This window comes from Pseudodonghicola flavimaris (assembly GCF_030164425.1).
Lineage (GTDB): Bacteria > Pseudomonadota > Alphaproteobacteria > Rhodobacterales > Rhodobacteraceae > Pseudodonghicola > Pseudodonghicola flavimaris.
In genome coordinates this window covers 86,709-107,009 of sequence record NZ_JASNJD010000007.1, presented here as the reverse complement: position 1 = coordinate 107,009, position 20,301 = coordinate 86,709, and the positions used below count along the sequence as shown (strand labels likewise).

Here is a 20,301-nt window from a genome sequence, read left to right as displayed (position 1 = left end):
AAGGAATAGCCATGTACGACTTAGCAAAAACGGAGAGTGCCGTGGAGCAGAAGGACACCAAGATCTCGGCGCGGAACGTGCAGGTCTATTACGGCGACAGCCACGCCATCAAGGATGTGGACGTCGATATCGAGGACAAGACCGTCACCGCCTTTATCGGCCCGTCGGGCTGCGGCAAGTCGACCTTCCTGCGCTGCCTGAACCGGATGAACGATACCATCGACATCTGCCGGGTGAAGGGCGACATCCTGCTGGACGGCGAGGACATCTACGACCCCAAGGTCGATCCGGTGCAGCTGCGCGCCAAGGTGGGGATGGTGTTCCAGAAGCCGAACCCGTTCCCGAAGTCGATCTACGACAATATCGCCTATGGCCCGCGCATCCACGGTCTGGCCAAGAACAAGGCCGATCTTGACGAGATCGTCGAGAAGTCCCTGCGCCGCGGCGCCATCTGGGAGGAGGTCAAGGATCGTCTGGATGCACCGGGCACCGGCCTGTCGGGCGGCCAGCAGCAGCGTCTGTGCATCGCCCGCGCAGTGGCGACCGAACCTGAGGTGCTGCTGATGGACGAGCCCTGCTCGGCGCTCGACCCGATCGCCACCGCCCAGGTCGAGGAGCTGATCGACGAGCTGCGGCAGAACTACTCGGTGGTGATCGTGACCCACTCGATGCAGCAGGCCGCCCGCGTCAGCCAGAAGACCGCATTCTTCCACCTGGGCAACCTGGTCGAATATGGCGAGACCGGACAGATTTTCACCAACCCCGTCGACCCCCGGACCGAAAGCTACATCACCGGGCGGATCGGGTAAGCGAAACAGGATTTTCCATGACCGATCAACATATTGCAAAGGTCTTCGACCGGGATCTGGAAGGCATCCAGGCCCGGATCATGAAGATGGGCGGCCTGGTAGAGGCCGCCATTCTGGAGGCGGCCAGTTCGCTGGAGAGCCGTGACGAGGAGCTGGCCGAGAAGGTCCGCGCCGGCGATGCGGCGATCGACGAGCTGGAAGTGATGATCAACGAGGAGACCGCCCGGCTGATCGCGCTGCGCGCACCCACCGCTGTCGACCTGCGGGTGGTGCTGACGGTGATGAAGATCAGCGGCAACCTCGAACGGATCGGCGATTACGCCAAGAACATCGCCAAGCGCACCAGCGTCCTGGCCCAGCTGCCGGCGGTCAACGGCTCGGCCGCGGCGCTGCGCCGGATGGCGCGCGAGGTGGAGCTGATGCTGAAGGACGCGCTCGACGCCTATATCCAGCGCGATGTGGAGCTGGCCACCGATGTCATCGAGCGCGACCGCGAGGTCGACCAGATGTACAACGCGCTGTTCCGCGAATTCCTCACCTTCATGATGGAGGATCCGCGCAACATCACTGCCTGCATGCACCTGCATTTCATCGCCAAGAACACCGAACGGATGGGCGATCATGTGACCGGGATCGCCGAACAGGTGATCTATCTGGTCACCGGCGACCGGCCGGAAGAAACCCGGAATAAGGCTGACGACACCTCGATCAGCATGCTGGAGGGCTGAAGATGGCGGCGGATCAGCCGACAGTTCTGGTGGTCGAAGACGAACTGGCCCAGCGGGAGGTGCTCTCCTACAACCTGGAGGCGGAAGGCTTCCGGGTGCTGAAGGCCGAGAACGGGGAGGAAGCGCTGCTTCTGGTCGAAGAGGACACCCCCGATATCATCGTACTGGACTGGATGATGCCCAATCTCAGCGGGATCGAGGTCTGCCGCCGGCTGAAGACCCGGCCCGAGACGCGATCGATCCCGATCATCATGCTCTCGGCCCGGTCGGAAGAGGTGGACAAGGTGCGCGGGCTGGAAACCGGGGCGGACGACTATGTCGTCAAACCCTATTCGGTGATCGAGCTGATGGCCCGGGTGCGGACCCAGCTGCGGCGGGTGCGGCCCTCGACCGTGGGGTTGCGGCTGGAGTACGAGGATATCGTTCTGGACGCCGAGACCCATAAGGTCAGCCGGTCCGAACAGCCGCTGAAGCTGGGCCCGACCGAGTTTCGGCTGCTGTCGACCTTCATGGAAAAGCCCGGCCGGGTGTGGAGCCGCGAACAGCTGCTGGACCGGGTCTGGGGCCGCGATATCTATGTCGACACCCGTACCGTCGATGTCCATATCGGCCGGCTGAGAAAGGCGCTGACCCAGCACGGCGGCGACGATCCCGTCCGCACCGTTCGCGGCGCCGGCTACGCTTTGGGGTGAGGCGCGCCCGGAAGACGGTCCGGTGGATCGTTTTCAGCGCCGAACGGGCGGAGCCCCGGGGAAAGCCCCGTTCTGGAAACGTGCAGCGGTGCGTTTCCTTCCTCTCAGGGGCAAAGCCCCGTCTGGTATCGTCCGAACCGTCACGGTCGCAAACGCCTCCCCGTCGGAGCCTCCGGCGGGGATATTTGGGGCCAGAAAAGGATCGGGCGCATCGGTCCGGCGCCGCGCTCGCGGTCAGCGGGGCAGCAGATCTTCGGGCTGTGCCTGCGTGGCCAGCCAGTCGCGGAACAGGGTAAGCGGCGCGTGGCGGCTCTTGTCCTGCGGCCAGACCAGATAATAGGCGCCGTCCATCTCCACCGCCGGCCCGAAGGGGGCGATCAGCCGGCCCATGGCCAGATCCTGTTCGGCGAGGTAGTCGGGCAGCAGCGCCACGCCGAGCCCGTGCAGTGCCGCCTGGATGATGGCGGAGAACTGGTCATAAAGCGTGCCGGGCACCGCGCCAGGGCTGTCGATGCCTTTTTGCGCGAACCAGTCCTGCCAGGCATGGGGACGGGTCTGGATATGTAGGAGCGGCAGTTGCAGCAGCGCCGCCGGATCGCCGGTGGGGCGGCCCAGCAGCAGGTCGGGGGCGCAGACCGGCAGCATCTGTTCGTGTTTCAGCAGCAGCCGGTCGGCGCCAGGCCAGACCCCGGTGCCGAAGTGGATGGCCGCATCGAAGGGTTCGGCAGCGAAGTTGAAGGGCTGCAGCCGGGTCGCCATGTTGATCGTCACCTCCGGATGGACCCGGGCGAACTCCGGCAGCCGCGGCATCAGCCAGCGCATGCCGAAGGCGGGCAGGATGGCGAGGTTGAGCGCGCCGCCGGTCTGCGGCACCTGCAGCCGCATCGAGGCCTGCGCGATCTGGTGCAGGGCAGGGCGGATGTCGGTCACATAGTCCCGCGCCGCTTGGGTCAGGGTCAGCCGCTTGCGGCTGCGCTGGATCAGGCTCACTCCCATCTGGGTCTCCAGCGTCTGCAGCTGCCGGCTGATCGCGCTCTGGGTCAGCGCCAGCTCCTCCGCCACGGCGGAGGCGGAGCCGAGCCGGTCGAGCGCTTCGAGCGCGCGCAGCGAGGCGATGGAGGGCAGGAATCGGCGCGGGGCAATCATGTATGCGGTTTACTCATGAAACCATGCGAATGTCTTGCTGTTTCTTGCGTAAACACTGTGATAGACCGCTTGCAAATGCATGTGACCTGAGGAGACCTCTCTCATGACCCCCCCGACGCTCAAGGCCAAGGATGCCCCGGACCTGTCCTCCTTCGACTGGGCCGATCCGTTCCGCCTGGTCGATCAGCTGACCGAAGAAGAGCGGATGATCGCCGACAGCGCCCACACCTATGCGCAGGAAAAGCTGCAGCCGCGGGTGCTGCAGGCCTTCGAGAAGGAAGAGACCGATCCCGAGATCTTCCGCGAGATGGGCGAGATGGGCCTGCTGGGCGTCACCGTGCCGGAACAATACGGCGGCATTGGCGCCGGTTACGTCTCCTATGGGCTGGTCGCGCGCGAAGTGGAGCGGGTCGATTCGGGCTATCGCTCGATGATGTCGGTGCAGAGTTCGCTGGTGATGTACCCGATCTACGCCTATGGCACCGAGGAGCAGCGGATGAAATATCTGCCCAAGCTCGCCTCGGGTGAATATATCGGCTGCTTCGGTCTGACCGAGCCTGACGCGGGGTCCGACCCGGCGGGGATGAAGACCCGGGCCGAGAAGATCGATGGCGGCTACCGGCTGACCGGCAGCAAGATGTGGATCTCCAACGCGCCCTTCGCCGATGTCTTCGTGGTCTGGGCGAAGTCTGACGCGCATGACGGCAAGATCCGCGGCTTCGTGCTGGAAAAGGGCATGAAGGGTCTGTCGGCGCCGAAGATCCAGAACAAGGCCAGCCTGCGTGCCTCGGTCACCGGTGAGATCGTGATGGACGGGGTCGAGGTCGGCGAGGATGCGCTGCTGCCGCATGTGCAGGGGCTGAAAGGCCCGTTCGGCTGTCTGAACCGCGCCCGCTATGGCATCGCCTGGGGCGTCATGGGCTCGGCCGAGACCTGCTGGCACGCCGCGCGCCAGTACGGGCTGGACCGCAAGCAGTTCAACAAGCCGCTGGCGCAGACCCAGCTCTATCAGAAGAAACTGGCCGAGATGCAGACCGAGATCGCGCTGGGGATGCAGGCGGCGCTGCGCGTCGGCCGGCTGATGGATGAGGCCAAGGCGGCGCCCGAGATGATTTCGATCATCAAGCGCAACAACTGCGGCAAGGCGCTGGATATCGCGCGGATGGCCCGCGACATGCATGGCGGCAACGGCATCAGCCTGGAATTCCAGGTGATCCGTCACATGATCAACCTGGAGACGGTGAACACCTATGAGGGCACGCATGACGTGCACGCGCTGATCCTGGGCCGGGCACAAACCGGGCTGCAGGCGTTCTTCTGAGGCGACCCGCTCACAACAGTTTGAAAAGGCCGGGATTTTCCCGGCCTTTTTTCATTGGCCCCAGGCAGTGAAATTCCCCAGATTGGACCCTTCACAAAGCGGGGGATCTATATATATAGAAAACCTAATATGTATTGCAGACCCGGATTTGCCCGATGCCGAGCTGCCGTTGTGCCCGCCAGACGCCGGCGCGCGCGGAAACAGCCGGGGCAGGGCGCCCGACGATGGCCCGGCGCGCTTCCGGCGCGCGCAGCAGGAAAGGACCACCCTTGAGCATGTTTTCCCTCAGCCCGGCGCGGCTGAAATCCTATCTCCCGATTCTGGACTGGGGCCGCAGCTATGGCCGGGCCGAGCTGTCGGGCGATCTGATCGCCGCCATCATCGTCACCATCATGCTGATCCCGCAGTCGCTGGCCTATGCACTGCTGGCGGGGCTGCCGGCACAGGTCGGGCTCTATGCCTCGATCCTGCCGCTGGTGTTCTATGCGCTCTTCGGCACCAGCCGGGCGCTGGCCGTCGGGCCGGTGGCCGTGGTCTCGCTGATGACGGCGTCGGCGCTGGCGCCGCTGGGGCTGGACAATCTGGTGGATTACACCGCCGCCGCCGCGGTGCTGGCGCTGTTGTCGGGTCTGGTGCTGCTGGGCATGGGGCTGTTGCGGCTGGGGGTGGTGGCCAACTTCCTGTCGCACCCGGTGATCGCCGGGTTCATCACCGCCTCGGGCATCCTGATCGCGGCGAGCCAGGCCAAGCATATCCTTGGCATCAAGGCGGGTGGCCATACGCTGCCGGAGCTGCTGATCGCGATCGTCGAACAGCTGCCCAACGTCAATATCCCGACGCTGATCATCGGGGTGATCGCGCTGGCCTTCCTGTTCTGGGTGCGCAAGGGGCTGGCGAAGGTTCTGAAGAACCAGTTCGGCATGAGCGCCAAGGCGGCCTCGACCACCGCCCGGGTCGGTCCGGTCTTCGCCGTCATCGGCACCACCGTGGCGGCCTGGGCGCTGGACCTGCCCGGTGCCGGTGTCGCGGTGGTGGGGGCGGTTCCGACCGGCCTGCCGCCGCTGGGCCTGCCCAGCATCGACTGGGGGCTGATCAGCTCTCTGGTGGTGCCGGCGGTGCTGATCTCGATCATCGGCTATGTCGAAAGCGTCTCGGTGGCGCAGACGCTGGCGGCGAAGCGCAAGCAGCGGATCGAGCCGAACCAGGAACTGATCGCTCTGGGGGCTTCGAACATCTCCTCGGGGCTGTCGGGCGGCTATCCGGTGACCGGCGGGTTCGCCCGGTCGGTGGTGAACTTCGATGCCGGTGCCGAAACCCCGGCGGCGGGCGCCTTTACCGCCGTGGGCCTGCTGCTGGCGGCGCTGCTGCTGACGCCGCTGCTGTATTTCCTGCCGAAGGCGACGCTGGCGGCCACCATCATCGTCGCGGTGCTGTCTCTGGTCGACCTGTCGATCCTGACCCGCGCCTGGGGCTATTCCAAGGCGGATTTCGCCGCTGTGCTCACCACCATCCTGCTGACGCTGGGCGTCGGGGTCGAGGTCGGCGTGGCCGCCGGCGTGCTGGTGTCGCTGGCGCTCTTCGTCTGGAAGACCTCGCGGCCGCATGTGGCCGAGGTCGGGCAGGTTCCGGGCAGCCAGCACTTCCGCAACATCAAACGCCATCAGGTGGTCACCGATCCGCATATCGTCACGCTGCGCATCGACGAAAGCCTATATTTCGCCAATGCCCGGCGGATGGAGGATCTGATCCTGGGTCGGGTGTATCGCAACAAGGATGAGATCAAGCATGTGATCCTGATGTGCTCGGCGGTGAATGAGGTCGACCTGAGCGCGCTGGAATCGCTCGAGGCGATCAATCACCGGCTGGCCGATCTGGGCATGACGCTGCATCTGTCGGAGGTGAAGGGCCCGGTGATGGACCGGCTGAAGACCAGCCATTTCCTCGACGAACTGACCGGTCAGGTGTTCCTGTCGCAATACGACGCCTTCATCGCTCTGGTCAAAGAGGTCCGTGAAGGAGAGGCGAGCGCCTCTGCTGCATAAGCGCAGGGTTTGCCGAGATTTTCCGAAAGGATCAGGGGCGTTCCACAGGCATGTGGGCGCCCCTTTTTTGCGATGCACGTTAATCGTGTAATCAGTATTATGTATCATTTTCATGTGCGGGATCGGGCCCGGGCCGATGACAAGGCCGCTTTGCGGCCTGCCTCCGGCGGGGATATTTGCAGCCAGAAAAAGACCTTGGGCGTCTGAGCTGTGGATCCCGGGGCGTGGCCCCGGATAACGACAAGTTGCGAAATCCAATTCCGATCTGCGGTATTGGCAGGCGCGATCATCCCGTCTAACCTGCCTGACGGAGGAGCAAGAGTCGCGCCGTTCTGCGGCGACGGCCTGGTTTGTTTGGGAGGACAACCATGCACAAAGCATCGCGCATCCCGCTGCTGCGGGAGCCGACCCTATGACAGCAACGAAGATCGAGCCGCTGTCGTTCGAGGATGCCGTGGCGGCGGTCACGGCGGAAAACCCGATATTCGAGACCGCACCGGTCGATATCCGCGGGGTCACCTACAAGGCGTTCCGCAATACGCCGCAAACGCTGCGCGAGCTGCTGCAGCACGCCCGCGAGGCCCAGGGCAACGGCGCTGACGAATATCTCGTGTTCGGTGAAGAACGCTGGACCTACGATGAGTTCTGCAATGATATCAAACGGGTGGCAAAGGTTCTGTCGTCCCGCTTCGGGATCGGCAAAGGTGACCGTGTCGGCATCGCCATGCGCAACGCGCCGGAGCTGTTGCTGGTCTTTACCGCGGCGGCTTCGCTGGGCGCCGTGGCGGTGTTCCTGAATGCCTGGTGGACGACCGAGGAGCTCGACTACGCCATTGGGGACGCCGATGTGCGGTTGATCTTCGCCGATGGCAAGCGGCTGGACCGGCTGCGGCCGCTGGCGCCCGGAAGACGGTTGACGCTGGTCGGTGTCCGCGATGCCGAAGCCCTTGGCGATCATGCCTTTTCCGCGCTGATGGCGGAGCATCCCCGGGCCGAGTGGCCGGAGGAGGAGATCCACCCGGACGATGATTTTGCGATCATGTATTCCTCTGGCACCACCAGTGCGCCCAAGGGCGTGGTGCAGACCCATCGCGGCGCCGTCAACGCGGTCTACAGCTGGCTGATGCATGCCTTCATCGTGCCGAAGCGGTTTCCGGAGCGGGTGGCGCCCGACCCTGCCCCGCGGCCCATCGGCCTGGTGGCGACGCCGCTGTTTCATGTCACCGCGACCCATCCGGTATTCCTGCTGAGCCTGCCGGCCGGTGCCAAGCTGGTGTTGATGGACCGCTGGGATGCGGAAACCGCCGTCACCCTGATTCGGGAGGAGAAAATCACGCGTTTTCTTGGAGTTCCGACGCAAAGCGCCGATCTTTTGCAGGCCGCGCACCGCATGGGTGAAGGTCTTGAGACGCTGGATTTCGTCGGGGCTGGCGGTGCCAAGCGGCCGGCGGCGCAGGTCGGTGAGCTGCATGCCTCTTTCCCGAAGGCGGATGTCGCCACCGGCTGGGGCATGACGGAAACCAACGCCATGGGCATCGGCATGCAGGGCGAGGATTACCTGGCCCGTCCGGGAGCCGCCGGGCGGCTCTATCCGCCGGTGCAGGAGATCCGGTTTCTGGATGATGAGGGTGCGGATGTACCCTTTGGCGAGGTCGGTGAGATCACTGTCAAAAGCCCCTGTAACATGCGCTGTTACCTGAATAAACCCGAGGAGACGGCGGCCGTGTTCCAGGACGGTTGGCTGCGCACCGGCGATCTGGGCCAGATCGATGCGGACGGCTTCATCACCATCGTCGACCGCAAGAAGAACATCATCATCCGGGGGGGCGAGAATATCGCCTGTCTCGATGTCGAGGGCGCGCTGCACCGTCATCCGGCGGTGGCGGAGGCCTGCGCCTTTGCCCTGCCGCATGAGCGACTGGGCGAGGTGGTGGGCGCCTGTGTCCAGCTGCGGCCGCATCATCGCGCGGAAGAGACTGAAATCAAGGCGTTTCTGGCCGAACACATTGCGCATTTCAAGATCCCCGAACGGATCTGGATGCAGGCGGATCCCCTGCCCCGTGGCGCCACCGACAAGATCGACCGCCGCGTTCTGCGCGCCGCCTGTCTGGCCGAACTGGAGCCCGCAGCGAAATCTGAAGAACAAGGAACACTGGCATGAGTTTATTCGATCTTTCCGGCAAGGTGGCCCTGCTGACCGGCGCCTCGAAAGGCATGGGGCTGCAGATGGCGACGGCGCTGGCCGAACAGGGCGCCACGGTGGTGATCTCTGCTCGCAAGATGGATCAGCTGACAGCCGCGGCCGAGAGCATTAATGCGGCCGTTGGCGCAGAGCGTGCGATCCCGGTGGCCTGCAACGTCGGTTACAAGGATCAGCTGGCCGAACTGGTTCAGACTGCGCGTGCCAAGGCCGGCCCGATCGACATCGTGGTGGGCAATGCCGGGGTCAACCCTTATTACGGGCCGACCTCGGAAATCCCTGACGAGGCTTATGAAAAGACCATGAGCGCGAATGTGCAGTCGAACCTCTGGCTGGCACAGCTGGTGGCGCCCGACATGATCGCCAGCGGCAAGGGATCGATGATGTTCACCTCCTCCGTTGGCGCCTTCAAGCCGTCGCTGAAGCTGGGCACCTACGGCATGTCGAAACTGGCGCTGATCGGGCTGGTGCGCAATCTGGCGGCCGAATTCGGGCCGAAGGGTATCCGTGTCAATGCGATCTGCCCGGGGCTGATCCGCACCGACTTCGCCCGGGAGCTGTGGGACAAGCCGGAGGTGGCGGCGAAGATCACCGCTGAAATCCCGCTGCGGCGGTTGGGAGAACCCGAGGATTTCAAGGGGTTGGCGGTGTTTCTGGCCTCGGACGCCAGCCGCTACATGACCGGGCAGGCGCTGACCGTCTGCGGCGGTTCGAACATGTGGACGTAAGGAGCGGATCATGGAGATCAAAGACAAGATCGTCGTCGTCACCGGCGCGGCCAGCGGCATCGGAACCGCCCTGGCGCGGCGTTTTGCCGAGGCCGGCGCCAAATGCGTGGTCTGCGCCGACCTGAACCTCGCCGGGGCTGAGACGGTGGCCGCAGAGATCGGCGGCGTCGCCATGGGCTGCAACGTCGGCGTCGAGGCGGAGATCGCCGGCCTGATCGACAAGGTCGAGGCGGAGATCGGGCCCATCGACCTGTTCTGTTCCAACGCCGGTATCCTCAGCATCGGCGGCGTCGAGGTGCCCGATGCGGAATGGCAGCGGATCTGGGAGATCAACGTGATGGCCCATGTCTGGGCGGCGCGTCATCTTGTGCCGCGGATGACCGCGCGCGGCGGCGGCTATCTGCTGAACACCGCCTCGGCCGCCGGGCTGCTGAACCAGGTGGGCTCGGCGCCCTATGGGGTCACCAAGCACGCCGCCGTGGGCCTGGCCGAATGGCTGGCCCTGACCTATGGCGATCAGGGGATCAAGGTGTCGGTGCTCTGCCCGCAGGCGGTACGGTCGGAGATGACCCGCGGCCATGAGGAAGGCGTTGCTGCCATGGACGGCATGCTGGAGCCCGAAGTGGTGGCGGAGGCCTGCCTGCAGACCATCGCGGCGGAAACCTTCCTGGTGCTGCCGCATCCGGAGGTGCTGGAGTACATGCGGCTCAAGACGGCGGATTACGACCGCTGGATCGGGGGCATGCGCAAGCTGAACCGCCGGTTCAGCGGCAAGCCGGCCTGAGCCGGCCACACGCCGCAGACCAGAAAGGGCCGGGGCAGATCCCCGGCCCGTTTTTGTTGGCAAGGCACCAGTTCACGAAAAAAGGCCCGGGGATGTCCCGGGCCCTTTTCTTTCAGATATTTATGGGGCGCAGTTCAGCCTTGGGTTTCGGCGTTCCGCTTCGCCGCATAGGCGATGAAGGCGTCGAAACTGTCTGGGTTGGCCATGGAATCCCGGTTCACCACGGAAGCCGCTTTCGCCCCCAGCAGCAGTTTCTTCACCGGCACCTCCAGCTTCTTGCCCGACAGCGTGCGCGGGATCTCGGCCACCTGGATGATCTCATTCGGGATGAACCGCGCCGAAATCGCGCTGCGGATGGCGCCGTTGATCTTGTCGGTCATCGCCTCATCCAGCGTCATCCCCGGCGCCAGCACCACGAAGAGCGGCATGAAACTGTCGCGGCCGAGGAATTCCAGATCGACGACCATGGAATCCATCACCTCTTCCAGCCCCTCGACCGCGCGGTAGATCTCGGAAGAGCCGAGCCGCAGCCCCTTGCGGTTGATGGTGGCGTCCGACCGGCCATAGATCACCGCGCCGCCGTCGGCCGTGATCTCGATCCAGTCGCCGTGCCGCCAGATGCCCGGGTAGGTGTCGAAATAGCTGTCGTGCAGTCGCGACCCATCGTCGTCGCCCCAGAAATAGAGCGGCATCGAGGGCAAGGGTTCGGTGCAGACCAGTTCGCCCACCTCGCCGATCAGCTCATTGCCCTGATCGTCATAGGCGCGCACCGCATTGCCAAGGGCGCGGCACTGCATCTCGCCGCCGCGCACCGGCAGCATCGGGTTGCCGCAGACGAAGGCGCCGGCCAGATCGGTCCCGCCGGAGATCGGCGCCAGCCAGATATCGGCATCGACCGCGTCATAAATCCAGTCGTAGCCATCCGCCGTCAGCGGCGATCCGGTGGTGCCGAGGGAACGCAGCGCCGAGAGATCGAGGCTGTCTTTCGGGCGGATGCCCGCCTTGATGCAAACGGTGATATAGGCGGCGCCGACCCCCAGATAGGTCAGCTTCTCATCCGCCGCATATTGCCAGAGTGCCAGCATGTCGGGCTGGTTCGGCGCCCCGTCGAACAGGGCCAGCGTCGCGCCCTGCCCCAGCGCGTTCAGTTGCGAGTTCCACATGATCCAACCCGAGGAGGTCAGCCAGCAGAACCGGTCGCTGCCGGTCAGATCCTGATGCAGCGCCTGTTTGCAGCCTTCCAGGATGATGCCGCCATGACCGTGGACGATGGGCTTCGGGTTTCCGGTGGTGCCTGAGGAATAGACGATCCACAGCGGATGATCGAATTCCACCTGTTCATAGACGGGCGCGACGGTATCGCCGGTCAGGTCGTCCCAGCCGATCATCCCCTCCGGCAAATCGCCGACCACCGGCAGCATCACCCGATGCTCCAGCGTCGGCAGGCCGGCGAAGATTTCGGCCAGCACCTCGCGCCGGTCGATCGTCTTGCCGGCGTGAACATAGCCGTCCTGCGCCACGATCAGCTTCGGCTCGATCTGGCGGAACCGGTCGAGGATGGCGACATGGCCCATGTCGGGGGCGCAGAGCGACCAGATCGCCCCGATGCTGGTGGCGGCGAGACAGGCGATCAGCGCATGTTCGGTATTGGGCAGGATGGCGACGACACGGTCGCCCTTGCCCACCCCCAGCGCCCGGAACCGCGCGGCGACGCTGGCGACCTGGCCGGACAGCTCGCCCCAGGTCATCTCCCTCCTCGGGAAGGTCTCCGACTTGACGATGAGGGCCTGTGCGTCGGGCTTCTCATTGGCGGCGCGCAGCATCGCCTCGGCGAAGTTCAGCCGTGCGCCGGGGCCCCAGACGGCGCCGGGCATCTTGCGCTCGGCCAGCATCTTCTCCGGCTTGACGCTGGCGGGGATGTCGAAAAACTCCCAGATCGCCCACCAGAAGCTCTCCAGATCGGTGACGCTCCACTCCCACAGCGCGGGGTAATCGGCGAAGGTCAGGCCATGTTTGTCTTCAACGAAGCGAATAAAGGCGGCCATGCGGGTGGCATCGGCGCGGGCTTGGGTCGGGGTCCAGAGGACGGGATGTTCGGCGCTCATGCAATGACGGCTCCATGCAGCAGGGCTTTGAGTTCGGCGCGGCTCGGGTACGAGCTGGAGGGCGACAGCTGGGTGAAGAATACCGCTGTCAGGTCCAGGACCCGGTCGATCCAGAAGAAGGTCGAGGCCATACCGCCCCAGGAGAAATCCCCGACATTGCCGGGCACCCCCACACGACCTGGTTCCAGAACCACCGATCCGCCGATGCCAAAGCCGGTGCCAACCATCGGTTGTTCGGCAAAGCTCTGCTGGCCCATGCTGGCAATATCGCCCGGCAAGTGGTTGCGCATCATGAAGTTTATTGTCGACGGGCTAAGCAGGCGTCCACCCTCGCAGCTGCCGCCCTTGCGCAGCATCTCAGCGAATTTCATGTAATCGTCGATCGTGCTGACCAGCCCGCCGCCGCCCGAATGCATCGTCGCGGCCTCAAAAGGCGATCTGCCGGCTCGGTCTGTCAGCCGCAGGCTGTCGCCACCGGTTTCCGCCGAATTCAGCGCCATCGCGTCGCCCGCCAGCGGGGTGTAGAGCGAGGCGAAACGGTCGCCGGCGCCCGCCGGTACCGAAAATCCGGTCTCGCTCATGCCGAGGGGGCCAAGGATCTCCTCGGCGAAGAAGGCCGCCAGCGATTTGCCCGAGGCGACCTCAACCACCCGGCCGATGATGTCGATGCCGACGGAATATTCCCAGCTGGTGCCGGGGACGAAGGACAGCGGCAGCGCCGCCACCCGTGCCGCCATATCGGCGAGCGGCCCGTCGTTGGGTTTGAAGAGGATTTTCTCCTCATCCATCTTCCGGCCCAGAAGGCCCGGGTTGAACGGATAGCTCAGCCCGCTGGTGTGCAGCAGCAGCTGATGCAGGGTCGGAGGCGCGCAGGCTTCGGTCTGGTCGATCCGTACGGCACCCGGAACAAGCGCCTGCATGTCATTGAATTCTGGAATGAATTCAGAAACAGGCGCATCCAGGTGGAACAGGCCCTTTTCCACCAGCATCATCAGCGCGACCGAGGTGACCGGTTTGGTCATCGAATAAATCCGCACCAGCGTATCGCGGGTGAACGGCAGGCCGTCCTCGATATTGCGCTGGCCGGTCGCGTTGAAATAGACCTCTTCGCCGCCGCGCGCGATCAGGATCGAACTGCCGGGATATTTCCGCTCCGCGACATAGCGATCCATCCAGTCGGACAGACGCGCCAGCCGGGCCGGATCCAGGCCACGATCCTGTGGTTTCGCCACTTGCATCAATTGTCTCCCCCCTTGCTGCCGGCAGCGGATCTGCCGGCCAGGCTGTCGTGACGCGCGCGGTCCTCATCCACGCGCCGGCGCATCTGACCGCGATTCCCAAGCGAAGTCGAGCCGCGACGGGCCATTCCGATCAAGCGACGTGACGGAACGTCACATCAGCCGATCATCCGCCGCATGGCGTCGCGGGTCTGGGCGTTGAACCAGCCGTCGACGGGCGCGTTGGCCCCCTGTGCCACCGCCGATTCGATTGCGGAAACAGCGGGTTCGCGGATTTGCCTCTTGATCGACGCATAGGCGATCGACGGCAGCCGGCCCAGCCGGGCGGCTTCGTCGATGGCGCGGGACAGCACCCGGTCCCGATCGTCCTCCAGCACATCGACCAGACCTTCGTCGCGGGCTTGATCGACCGGGATGGGCTGCCCCGTCAACATCATCCGGCGCAGCGCGTTGGGGCCCAGCGTGGCGCGGGCGATCTCCATCGGGCCAACCGGGAAATCGGCGCCCACCCTCACCTCCGCCAGGCCGAAACTGGCCCGGGGGCCGGCAACGCGGAAGTCCGAGGCGAGGACAAAGAACAGCCCACCGGCGATGGCAGGCCCGTTGATCGCGGCGACCACCGGCTTGGCAAAGGTGAACAGCCGCAGGAAGCCCATGTTCAGCCCCTCGACGATGGCCTGCTCCTGCGCCAGATCGAACTGCTGTGCCTCCTTCAGGTCCAGACCGGCGGAGAACACCTTGAACGGGCTCGACAAGACCACCGCGTGGGTATCCTCCTCGGCCTCCAGCCGGTCCAGCAGCGCGGCGAAGCCCATCAGGAAGGCCGGGCTCAGCGCGTTCACCGGGGCGCGGTTCAGGGCGATTTCGGTGACATGGCCCTCATGGCGCGTCAACTGGAACAGGTCGGTCGGATCGGTCATGGGCGGCCCCCTTCGCGGTGCTTGCGTTCTTCGGAAAACTCCGGGCTGATTTCTGCCTGCAGGTCCCGCGCCGTCAAGGGGGCGCCGCAGTCCGGACAGCCGAGTTGCGGCGTAATCACGGTGCCGCAGCTTTTATGTGTGAGTGTAACCCCCTGCCCGCCCAGCCATTTCTCTCCCCAACTCTGCAGCGCCATGATCAGCGGCCAGAGATCCATTCCCTTGTCGGTCAGCAGATATTCGAACCGCGGAGGGGTTTCGGAATAGGCTCGCTTGCGCAGGATCCCGTCGCCACACAGCTGCTTGAGCCGCAGGCTCAGCACGTGCGGAGAGGCGCCGGTGTGGCGCTGGAAGTCGTCGAACCGGCGGGTGCCCAGAAAGGCTTCGCGCAGAATGACCAGCACCCAGGGATCGCCGACCCGTTCGATCGCGCGGGACACCGGACAGCAGGTCTTGGCCAGATCGGATCGCGCCATATTGACACCCTTCAAAAAGTGAAGCTACTCTACCGACAGCTGCGGGAAGATGTCAATTCCCGCGTTTAAGTGGAGGGGAACACAGCATGAAACTCTATTACGCGCAGAATACCCGCGCGGTCCGTGTCGCCTGGCTGCTGGAGGAGCTGGGGCTGGACTACGACCTGGAAAAACTGGAACTGGGCAGTCCCGAGATGCGGACGCCGGAGTTCCGGAAAATTCACCCGATGGGCCGGGTCCCGGTTCTGGAGGATGGCGATATCCGCATCTTCGAATCCGGTGCGATCATCCAGTACGTTCTGGCGCTTTACGGGAACGGCAGGCTGCAACCCGCTGTCAGGACGGCAGAATTCGCCCAGTACCTGCAGTGGTTTCACTATTGCGAGGGCATGATCATGCCGCCGATCAACACGCTGGTGGTGGAAACCATCCTGCTGCCGCCGGAGCGGCGGACCGAGCTGAACGTGAAACGTGCCTCCAAGCTGCTGCATCAGATGCTGACGGCGGTGGAGGCGCATATGGAGGGGCGCGACTTCATCGCTGGAGAGTTCTCCGCCGCCGATATCATGACCGGCCATTCCGTCACCGTGTCGCGCGACATGCTGGGCATCGACTTCGGCGACCTGCCGAACCTTTCGGGCTATGCCGACCGGCTGCTGGCGCGTCCGGCACTGCAAAAGGCGCGCAGCCTCTGAGGCCGCGTGGGATTTTTAATGCAAGAGATTGAATTCCTGTATGATTTCGTCAGCAACAACTCTTACCTGGTGCATCAGGTCCTGCCGGGGATCGCCGCCCAGCATGGGGTCAAGTTGCGCTATACTCCGGTGTTTCTGGGCGCCGTCTTCAAGGCCACCGGCAATGCGCCGCCCTTTGTCACCTTTCGCGATGTGCCCGCCAAGCTGGCCTATCAGACCAAGGAGATCGAGCGGTTCATCGCCCGTCACGACATCCGCTATCACATGAGCCCGCATTTCCCGCTGAACACCTTGCCGGTGCTGCGCGGGGCGATCTACGCCCGGGGCCAGCCCTGGGAGGCCGACTACATCGACGCGATCTTCAATGCGATGTGGATTCACGGCCAACAAATCGACCGGCCGGAGGTGATCGAGGATATCCTGACCGAGGCCGGTCTGCCGAAGGCGCGCATTCTGGCGGCGATGGAGGATCCGGAGATCAAGGCCAAACTGACGGAGACCACCGATCAGGCGGTCGCGCGTGGGGTCTTCGGCGCCCCCAGCATGCTGCTGGGGGAAGAGCTGTTCTTCGGCAAGGACAGCCTGCCCGATCTGGTGTATGCACTCACCGGACAGGCGTAAAAGATCGGGAGTGGCTCAGACCTCGAGCCACTCCTTGCGCACGTCCTCGCGGGCACGCAGCTCGTCCGGGGTGCCCTCGAACACCACATGGCCGTGACCCATCACATAGACGCGGTGGGCAATGTCCATGGCAATGGCCAGCTTCTGTTCGACCAGCAGCGTGGCAATCCCGCGCTTGGCGATCTCCTGCAGCAGTTCAGCGACCTTCTGGGTCATCTGCGGCGACAGCCCTTCGGTCGGCTCGTCGATCATGATGAAATCGGGATCGCCCATCAGGGTGCGGCACATGGTCAGCATCTGCTGTTCGCCGCCCGACATCACCGTCGCTTCCACATCGGCGCGGTTGGCCAGGTTTTCGAACATGTCGAACATGTCCTGCATCTTCCAGCGGCCCTGCCCGTCCTTCTGCCCGGGTTTCAGCCCTAGGATCAGGTTCTGCCGTGTGGTCAGCCCCTTGAAGATATCGCGGTTCTCGGGAACGTAGCCGATGCCGAGATTTGCAATCTCATAAGCCTTGCGCCCGGCGATTTCCTCGCCCTTGAAGCGGACCGAGCCGCGCGGCTCGACCTCTCCCATGATGGCCTTGCAGGTGGTGGAGCGGCCGACACCGTTACGGCCAAGCAGGGCGACGATCTCGCCCTCGCCGATATTCAGATTGACGCCCTGCAGGATGTGCGACTTGCCGTAATAGGCGTGAAGATCCGTGACTTCCAGCATGCTCTTAATGCTCCGCTTCCAGAACTGCGCCCAGATAGGCTTCCTGCACCTTGGGATTGGCGCGCACCGCCTCGGGGCTGCCGGTGGCAATGATCTCGCCGTAGACCAGCACCGAGATCTTGTCTGCCAGACCGAAGACCACGCCCATGTCGTGTTCCACCATCACCAGCGTCTTGTTCTCGGTGACCTTGCGGATCAGGTCCATGATGTAATCGGTTTCGGAATGGCTCATCCCGGCGGTGGGTTCGTCCAGCATGATCACATTGGCGCCGCCGGCGATGGTGATGCCGATCTCCAGCGCGCGCTGCTCCGCATAGGACAGCACCCCGGCAGGCAGGTTGCGGCGGCTGGTCAGGTTGATCTGTTCCAGGATCGCTTCGGCCCCCTCGGTCAGCGCCCGCGAGCGGTTGACCATATTCCAGAAGGAATAGCGATAGCCGGTGGCCCAGAGCAGCGAACAGCGCACATTCTCGAACACGGTCATGTTCGGGAAGATGTTGGTGATCTGGAACGATCGCGACAGCCCCATGCGGTTGATCTGGAACGGGGCCAGCCCGGCCAGATCGGCCCCATGCAGCCGCACCTTGCCCGAGGTTGGCGGAAACCGCCCGGTGATCAGGTTGAACAGGGTGGATTTGCCCGCCCCGTTCGGCCCGATGACGGCATGGCGTTCGCCAGCGCCGATCGACAGGTTCACACCGCGGATGATTTCCGCCTTGCCGAAGCTCTTGCGCAGATCCTCGATCTGCAGCGCCGGGGTGCCGTCCCTGCTTCTTTGTCCCATGGCGTTCATACTGCGCCTCCATCAGGTGTATTGGCCTTGTGCCAGGCCTCTGCCATCTCCGGGGCACCGCGACGGGCCAGCCAGAAACCGGCGACCATGGCGACGACCGCCAAGATCAGCGGCAGCGGCGAATGGCTGTCGAAGCTGACCCAGAACAGCGTCATCTCGTTCTCTCCCAGCGCCGCGTGGCGGATGTGATAGAGGATCTCCAGCACCGCCGCGACGCCAGCCATCGAGATCACTGCCGGCACCAGCGTTTTGAAATAGGGTTTGATCAGAAGACCCGCCTTGCCCAGCCGCATCGGCAGCGCGTGCATCATGATGACGCCGGCCAGGCCGCCCGGGAAGAACATCACCGTCGCGACGAAGAGCACGCCCAGATACAGCTGCCAGATCTCGGTCTGCAGGCTCAGAACGGTCTGCAGCAGGGTGAACAGGATGGCGCCGATGATTGGCCCGAAGAAGAAGCCGACACCGCCCAGGAAGGTCACCAGCAGGATCGAGCCGGAGGTGGCGAGGTTCAGGTTCTCCTCGGTCAGGATCTCGTAGTTGACGGCGAAGAGCCCACCGGCGATCCCGGCGAAGAAGCCGGAGGCGACGAAGGAATAGAACCGCACCCAGCGCGCCGAATAGCCCAGGAACTCCGCCCGTTCGGGGTTGTCGCGCACCGCATTGGCCATCCGGCCGATCGGCGTGCGGGAGAAAAGGAACATCAGCAGCGCCGACAGCACCAGCCAGAAGGCGGTCAGGTAATAGACCTCGATCTGATGCAGGAACTCGATCCCGAACACCGGCAGACCATAGGTCCGGTCGCCGCTCACCCCCTCTTCACCGCCGAAGAAGGCGACGACGATCACCGAGCAGGCGGCAATCAGTTCACCCACGCCGAGAGAGATCATGGCGAAGACCGTGCCGGCCTTGCGGGTGGAGAACGATCCGACGATCAGCGCCACCCCCATGCCGAACAGCCCGCCGAAGATCGGCAGCACCGGCAGCGGGATCGGCAGCGACATATCCTCGACATAATTCATCAGATGAACGCACATGAAACCGCCCATGCCCATATAGACCGCATGGCCGAATGACAGCATGCCACCCTGCCCCAGCAGCATGTTGTAGGCCAGGGCAAAGACGATGGTGATCGCCATCTGGTTCATGATCGTCAGCGCGCTGTTCGACGTGAAGATCAGCGGCATCAGCAGCAGGAACAGGGTGCAGATCAGCCAGGGCAGCGCGCCGGACAGCGTCACCAGCGGCGCACGGCCACGGCTGCGGGAAAGATTTTGTGTCTGAGAAGTCATGCGTCACGCTTTCCGAACAGGCCGTAGGGACGGAACACCAGGATCAGCACCATCAGAAGATAGGGCAGGATATCGGCGATCTGCGGCGAGGTGATGGTCCAGAGATCGCGGAGCATGTGTTCACTCAGGTCGACGGGTTTCTCGAAACCGATCCCGGTCAGGATATCCTCCATCCGGATGTTGTAGGCTTTGGCAAAGGTGGTGATCCAGCCGATCAGCAGCGAGGCCACCAGCGCGCCCCAGAGCGATCCGAGCCCACCGATCACGATGGTGACGAAGACGATGGAGCCCAGCACCAGCGCCATCCCCGGGAAAGTGGAGAGCACCGGCCCCGCGATCACACCGGCCACGCCGGCCAGCGCGGTCCCGACGCCGAAGACGCCCATGAAGACCAGCGGCACGTTATGGCCCAGGGCCTCGACCGTGCGCGGATAACTCAGCGCAGCCTGGATGATCATCCCCACCCGCGTGCGGGTCAGCACATAGAGCAGCGCGATGAAGATCGCGACTGAGGTGAAGATCATAAAGACCTTATAGGCCGGGATCGCGTTTCCGGCGATCGACAGCGCGGTGAAATTCAGAACTTCCGGGATCGAATAGGGCATCTGGTCCTTGCCCCAGATGAACTGCACGATCTCCTCGATCAGCAGCGCCAGCCCGAAGGTGAAGATCAGCTCCGGCACATGGCCGTATTGGTGCACCCGTCGCAGCCCGTATCGTTCGACCAGCGCGCCCAGCACGCCGACGACGATGGGCGCGATCAGCAGCCCCATCCAGAAGCCCAGAAACATGCTGATCTGATAAGCGAAATAGGCACCCAGCATGTAGAAACTGGCGTGCGCGAAGTTCAGGACGCCCATCATCGAAAAGATGAGAGTCAGCCCCGCCGACAACATGAAAAGAAGTAACCCCGTTACCAGCCCGTCGATCAAGTTGACGAGAATAAGGTCCATACCCTTTCCCCCTGCTGAAAAGGTTTGAATTTGTCTTGTTAGAG

Annotated in this window: 19 protein-coding genes; 10 read left to right on the top strand and 9 right to left on the bottom strand. The window is 64.0% G+C overall.

What is annotated here, in order from left to right:
- Positions 1-11 precede the first annotated feature (11 nt).
- Genes pstB through phoB form a run of 3 tightly spaced genes read left to right on the top strand, consistent with a single transcriptional unit; the run spans position 12 to position 2,229 of the window.
- On the top strand, positions 12-809 hold the full coding sequence (pstB, locus tag QO033_RS11370; RefSeq protein ID WP_284481094.1) for a phosphate ABC transporter ATP-binding protein PstB: 798 nt from the start codon (positions 12-14) through the stop codon (positions 807-809).
- 17 nt (positions 810-826) lie between these two features.
- Complete coding sequence (phoU, locus tag QO033_RS11365; RefSeq protein WP_284481093.1) at positions 827-1,537, top strand: phosphate signaling complex protein PhoU; 711 nt, start codon at positions 827-829, stop codon at positions 1,535-1,537.
- Between the two features lie 2 nt (positions 1,538-1,539).
- A complete protein-coding gene (phoB, locus tag QO033_RS11360) occupies positions 1,540-2,229 on the top strand; it encodes a phosphate regulon transcriptional regulator PhoB (protein ID WP_284481092.1) in 690 nt (229 codons plus the stop codon).
- Positions 2,230-2,463: 234 nt separating this feature from the next.
- On the opposite strand, the gene QO033_RS11355 is transcribed toward phoB, so the two are convergent.
- On the bottom strand, positions 2,464-3,375 hold the full coding sequence (locus QO033_RS11355) for a LysR family transcriptional regulator (RefSeq protein WP_284481091.1): 912 nt from the start codon (positions 3,373-3,375) through the stop codon (positions 2,464-2,466).
- A gap of 103 nt (positions 3,376-3,478) precedes the next feature.
- Between QO033_RS11355 and QO033_RS11350 the strand changes: the two genes are divergently transcribed.
- The 5 genes from QO033_RS11350 to QO033_RS11330 all read left to right on the top strand — a co-directional run bounded on the left by QO033_RS11350 (position 3,479) and on the right by QO033_RS11330 (position 10,450).
- Positions 3,479-4,696 carry an acyl-CoA dehydrogenase gene (locus QO033_RS11350; protein ID WP_284481090.1) on the top strand — a complete coding sequence of 406 codons (1,218 nt, stop codon included), beginning with the start codon at positions 3,479-3,481 and terminating at the stop codon, positions 4,694-4,696.
- Between the two features lie 275 nt (positions 4,697-4,971).
- Positions 4,972-6,738: a SulP family inorganic anion transporter gene (locus tag QO033_RS11345; protein ID WP_284481249.1), complete on the top strand. Its 1,767-nt coding sequence runs from the start codon at positions 4,972-4,974 to the stop codon at positions 6,736-6,738.
- A gap of 412 nt (positions 6,739-7,150) precedes the next feature.
- Positions 7,151-8,899 (top strand): class I adenylate-forming enzyme family protein, encoded by a 1,749-nt coding sequence (locus QO033_RS11340; RefSeq protein ID WP_284481089.1) that lies wholly within the window; start codon positions 7,151-7,153, stop codon positions 8,897-8,899.
- A complete protein-coding gene (locus QO033_RS11335; protein ID WP_284481088.1) occupies positions 8,896-9,666 on the top strand; it encodes an SDR family NAD(P)-dependent oxidoreductase in 771 nt (256 codons plus the stop codon). Before QO033_RS11340 ends, QO033_RS11335 begins: the two co-directional genes overlap by 4 nt.
- A gap of 10 nt (positions 9,667-9,676) precedes the next feature.
- Positions 9,677-10,450, top strand: coding sequence for an SDR family oxidoreductase (locus tag QO033_RS11330; RefSeq protein ID WP_284481087.1), 774 nt, complete (start codon positions 9,677-9,679; stop codon positions 10,448-10,450).
- 134 nt (positions 10,451-10,584) lie between these two features.
- On the opposite strand, the gene QO033_RS11325 is transcribed toward QO033_RS11330, so the two are convergent.
- The 4 genes from QO033_RS11325 to QO033_RS11310 form a co-directional block, all read right to left on the bottom strand.
- Complete coding sequence (locus QO033_RS11325) at positions 10,585-12,555, bottom strand: acetoacetate--CoA ligase (protein ID WP_284481086.1); 1,971 nt, start codon at positions 12,553-12,555, stop codon at positions 10,585-10,587.
- A complete protein-coding gene (locus tag QO033_RS11320) occupies positions 12,552-13,793 on the bottom strand; it encodes a serine hydrolase domain-containing protein (protein WP_284481085.1) in 1,242 nt (413 codons plus the stop codon). The genes QO033_RS11325 and QO033_RS11320 overlap by 4 nt, the downstream gene beginning before the upstream one ends.
- A 158-nt stretch (positions 13,794-13,951) precedes the next feature.
- Positions 13,952-14,713, bottom strand: a complete 762-nt coding sequence (locus QO033_RS11315) for an enoyl-CoA hydratase/isomerase family protein (RefSeq protein ID WP_284481084.1) — start codon at positions 14,711-14,713, stop codon at positions 13,952-13,954.
- The gene (locus QO033_RS11310; protein ID WP_284481083.1) at positions 14,710-15,186 is read right to left on the bottom strand and encodes a winged helix-turn-helix transcriptional regulator; all 477 of its coding nucleotides are present in this window, start codon (positions 15,184-15,186) and stop codon (positions 14,710-14,712) included. The genes QO033_RS11315 and QO033_RS11310 overlap by 4 nt, the downstream gene beginning before the upstream one ends.
- 86 nt (positions 15,187-15,272) lie before the next feature.
- Between QO033_RS11310 and QO033_RS11305 the strand changes: the two genes are divergently transcribed.
- On the top strand, positions 15,273-15,881 hold the full coding sequence (locus QO033_RS11305; protein ID WP_284481082.1) for a glutathione S-transferase family protein: 609 nt from the start codon (positions 15,273-15,275) through the stop codon (positions 15,879-15,881).
- An 18-nt stretch (positions 15,882-15,899) separates the two neighbouring features.
- The gene (locus QO033_RS11300; RefSeq protein WP_284481081.1) at positions 15,900-16,502 is read left to right on the top strand and encodes a 2-hydroxychromene-2-carboxylate isomerase; all 603 of its coding nucleotides are present in this window, start codon (positions 15,900-15,902) and stop codon (positions 16,500-16,502) included.
- Between the two features lie 15 nt (positions 16,503-16,517).
- Here QO033_RS11300 and QO033_RS11295 read toward each other — a convergent pair whose 3' ends face one another.
- Genes QO033_RS11295 through QO033_RS11280 form a run of 4 tightly spaced genes read right to left on the bottom strand, consistent with a single transcriptional unit; the run spans position 16,518 to position 20,257 of the window.
- Positions 16,518-17,219: an ABC transporter ATP-binding protein gene (locus tag QO033_RS11295; protein ID WP_284481080.1), complete on the bottom strand. Its 702-nt coding sequence runs from the start codon at positions 17,217-17,219 to the stop codon at positions 16,518-16,520.
- Between the two features lie 4 nt (positions 17,220-17,223).
- On the bottom strand, positions 17,224-18,012 hold the full coding sequence (locus QO033_RS11290; protein WP_284481079.1) for an ABC transporter ATP-binding protein: 789 nt from the start codon (positions 18,010-18,012) through the stop codon (positions 17,224-17,226).
- Positions 18,009-19,304, bottom strand: coding sequence for a branched-chain amino acid ABC transporter permease (locus QO033_RS11285; RefSeq protein ID WP_284481078.1), 1,296 nt, complete (start codon positions 19,302-19,304; stop codon positions 18,009-18,011). The genes QO033_RS11290 and QO033_RS11285 overlap by 4 nt, the downstream gene beginning before the upstream one ends.
- Positions 19,301-20,257, bottom strand: a complete 957-nt coding sequence (locus QO033_RS11280) for a branched-chain amino acid ABC transporter permease (protein ID WP_284481077.1) — start codon at positions 20,255-20,257, stop codon at positions 19,301-19,303. Before QO033_RS11280 ends, QO033_RS11285 begins: the two co-directional genes overlap by 4 nt.
- Positions 20,258-20,301: the final 44 nt, after the last annotated feature.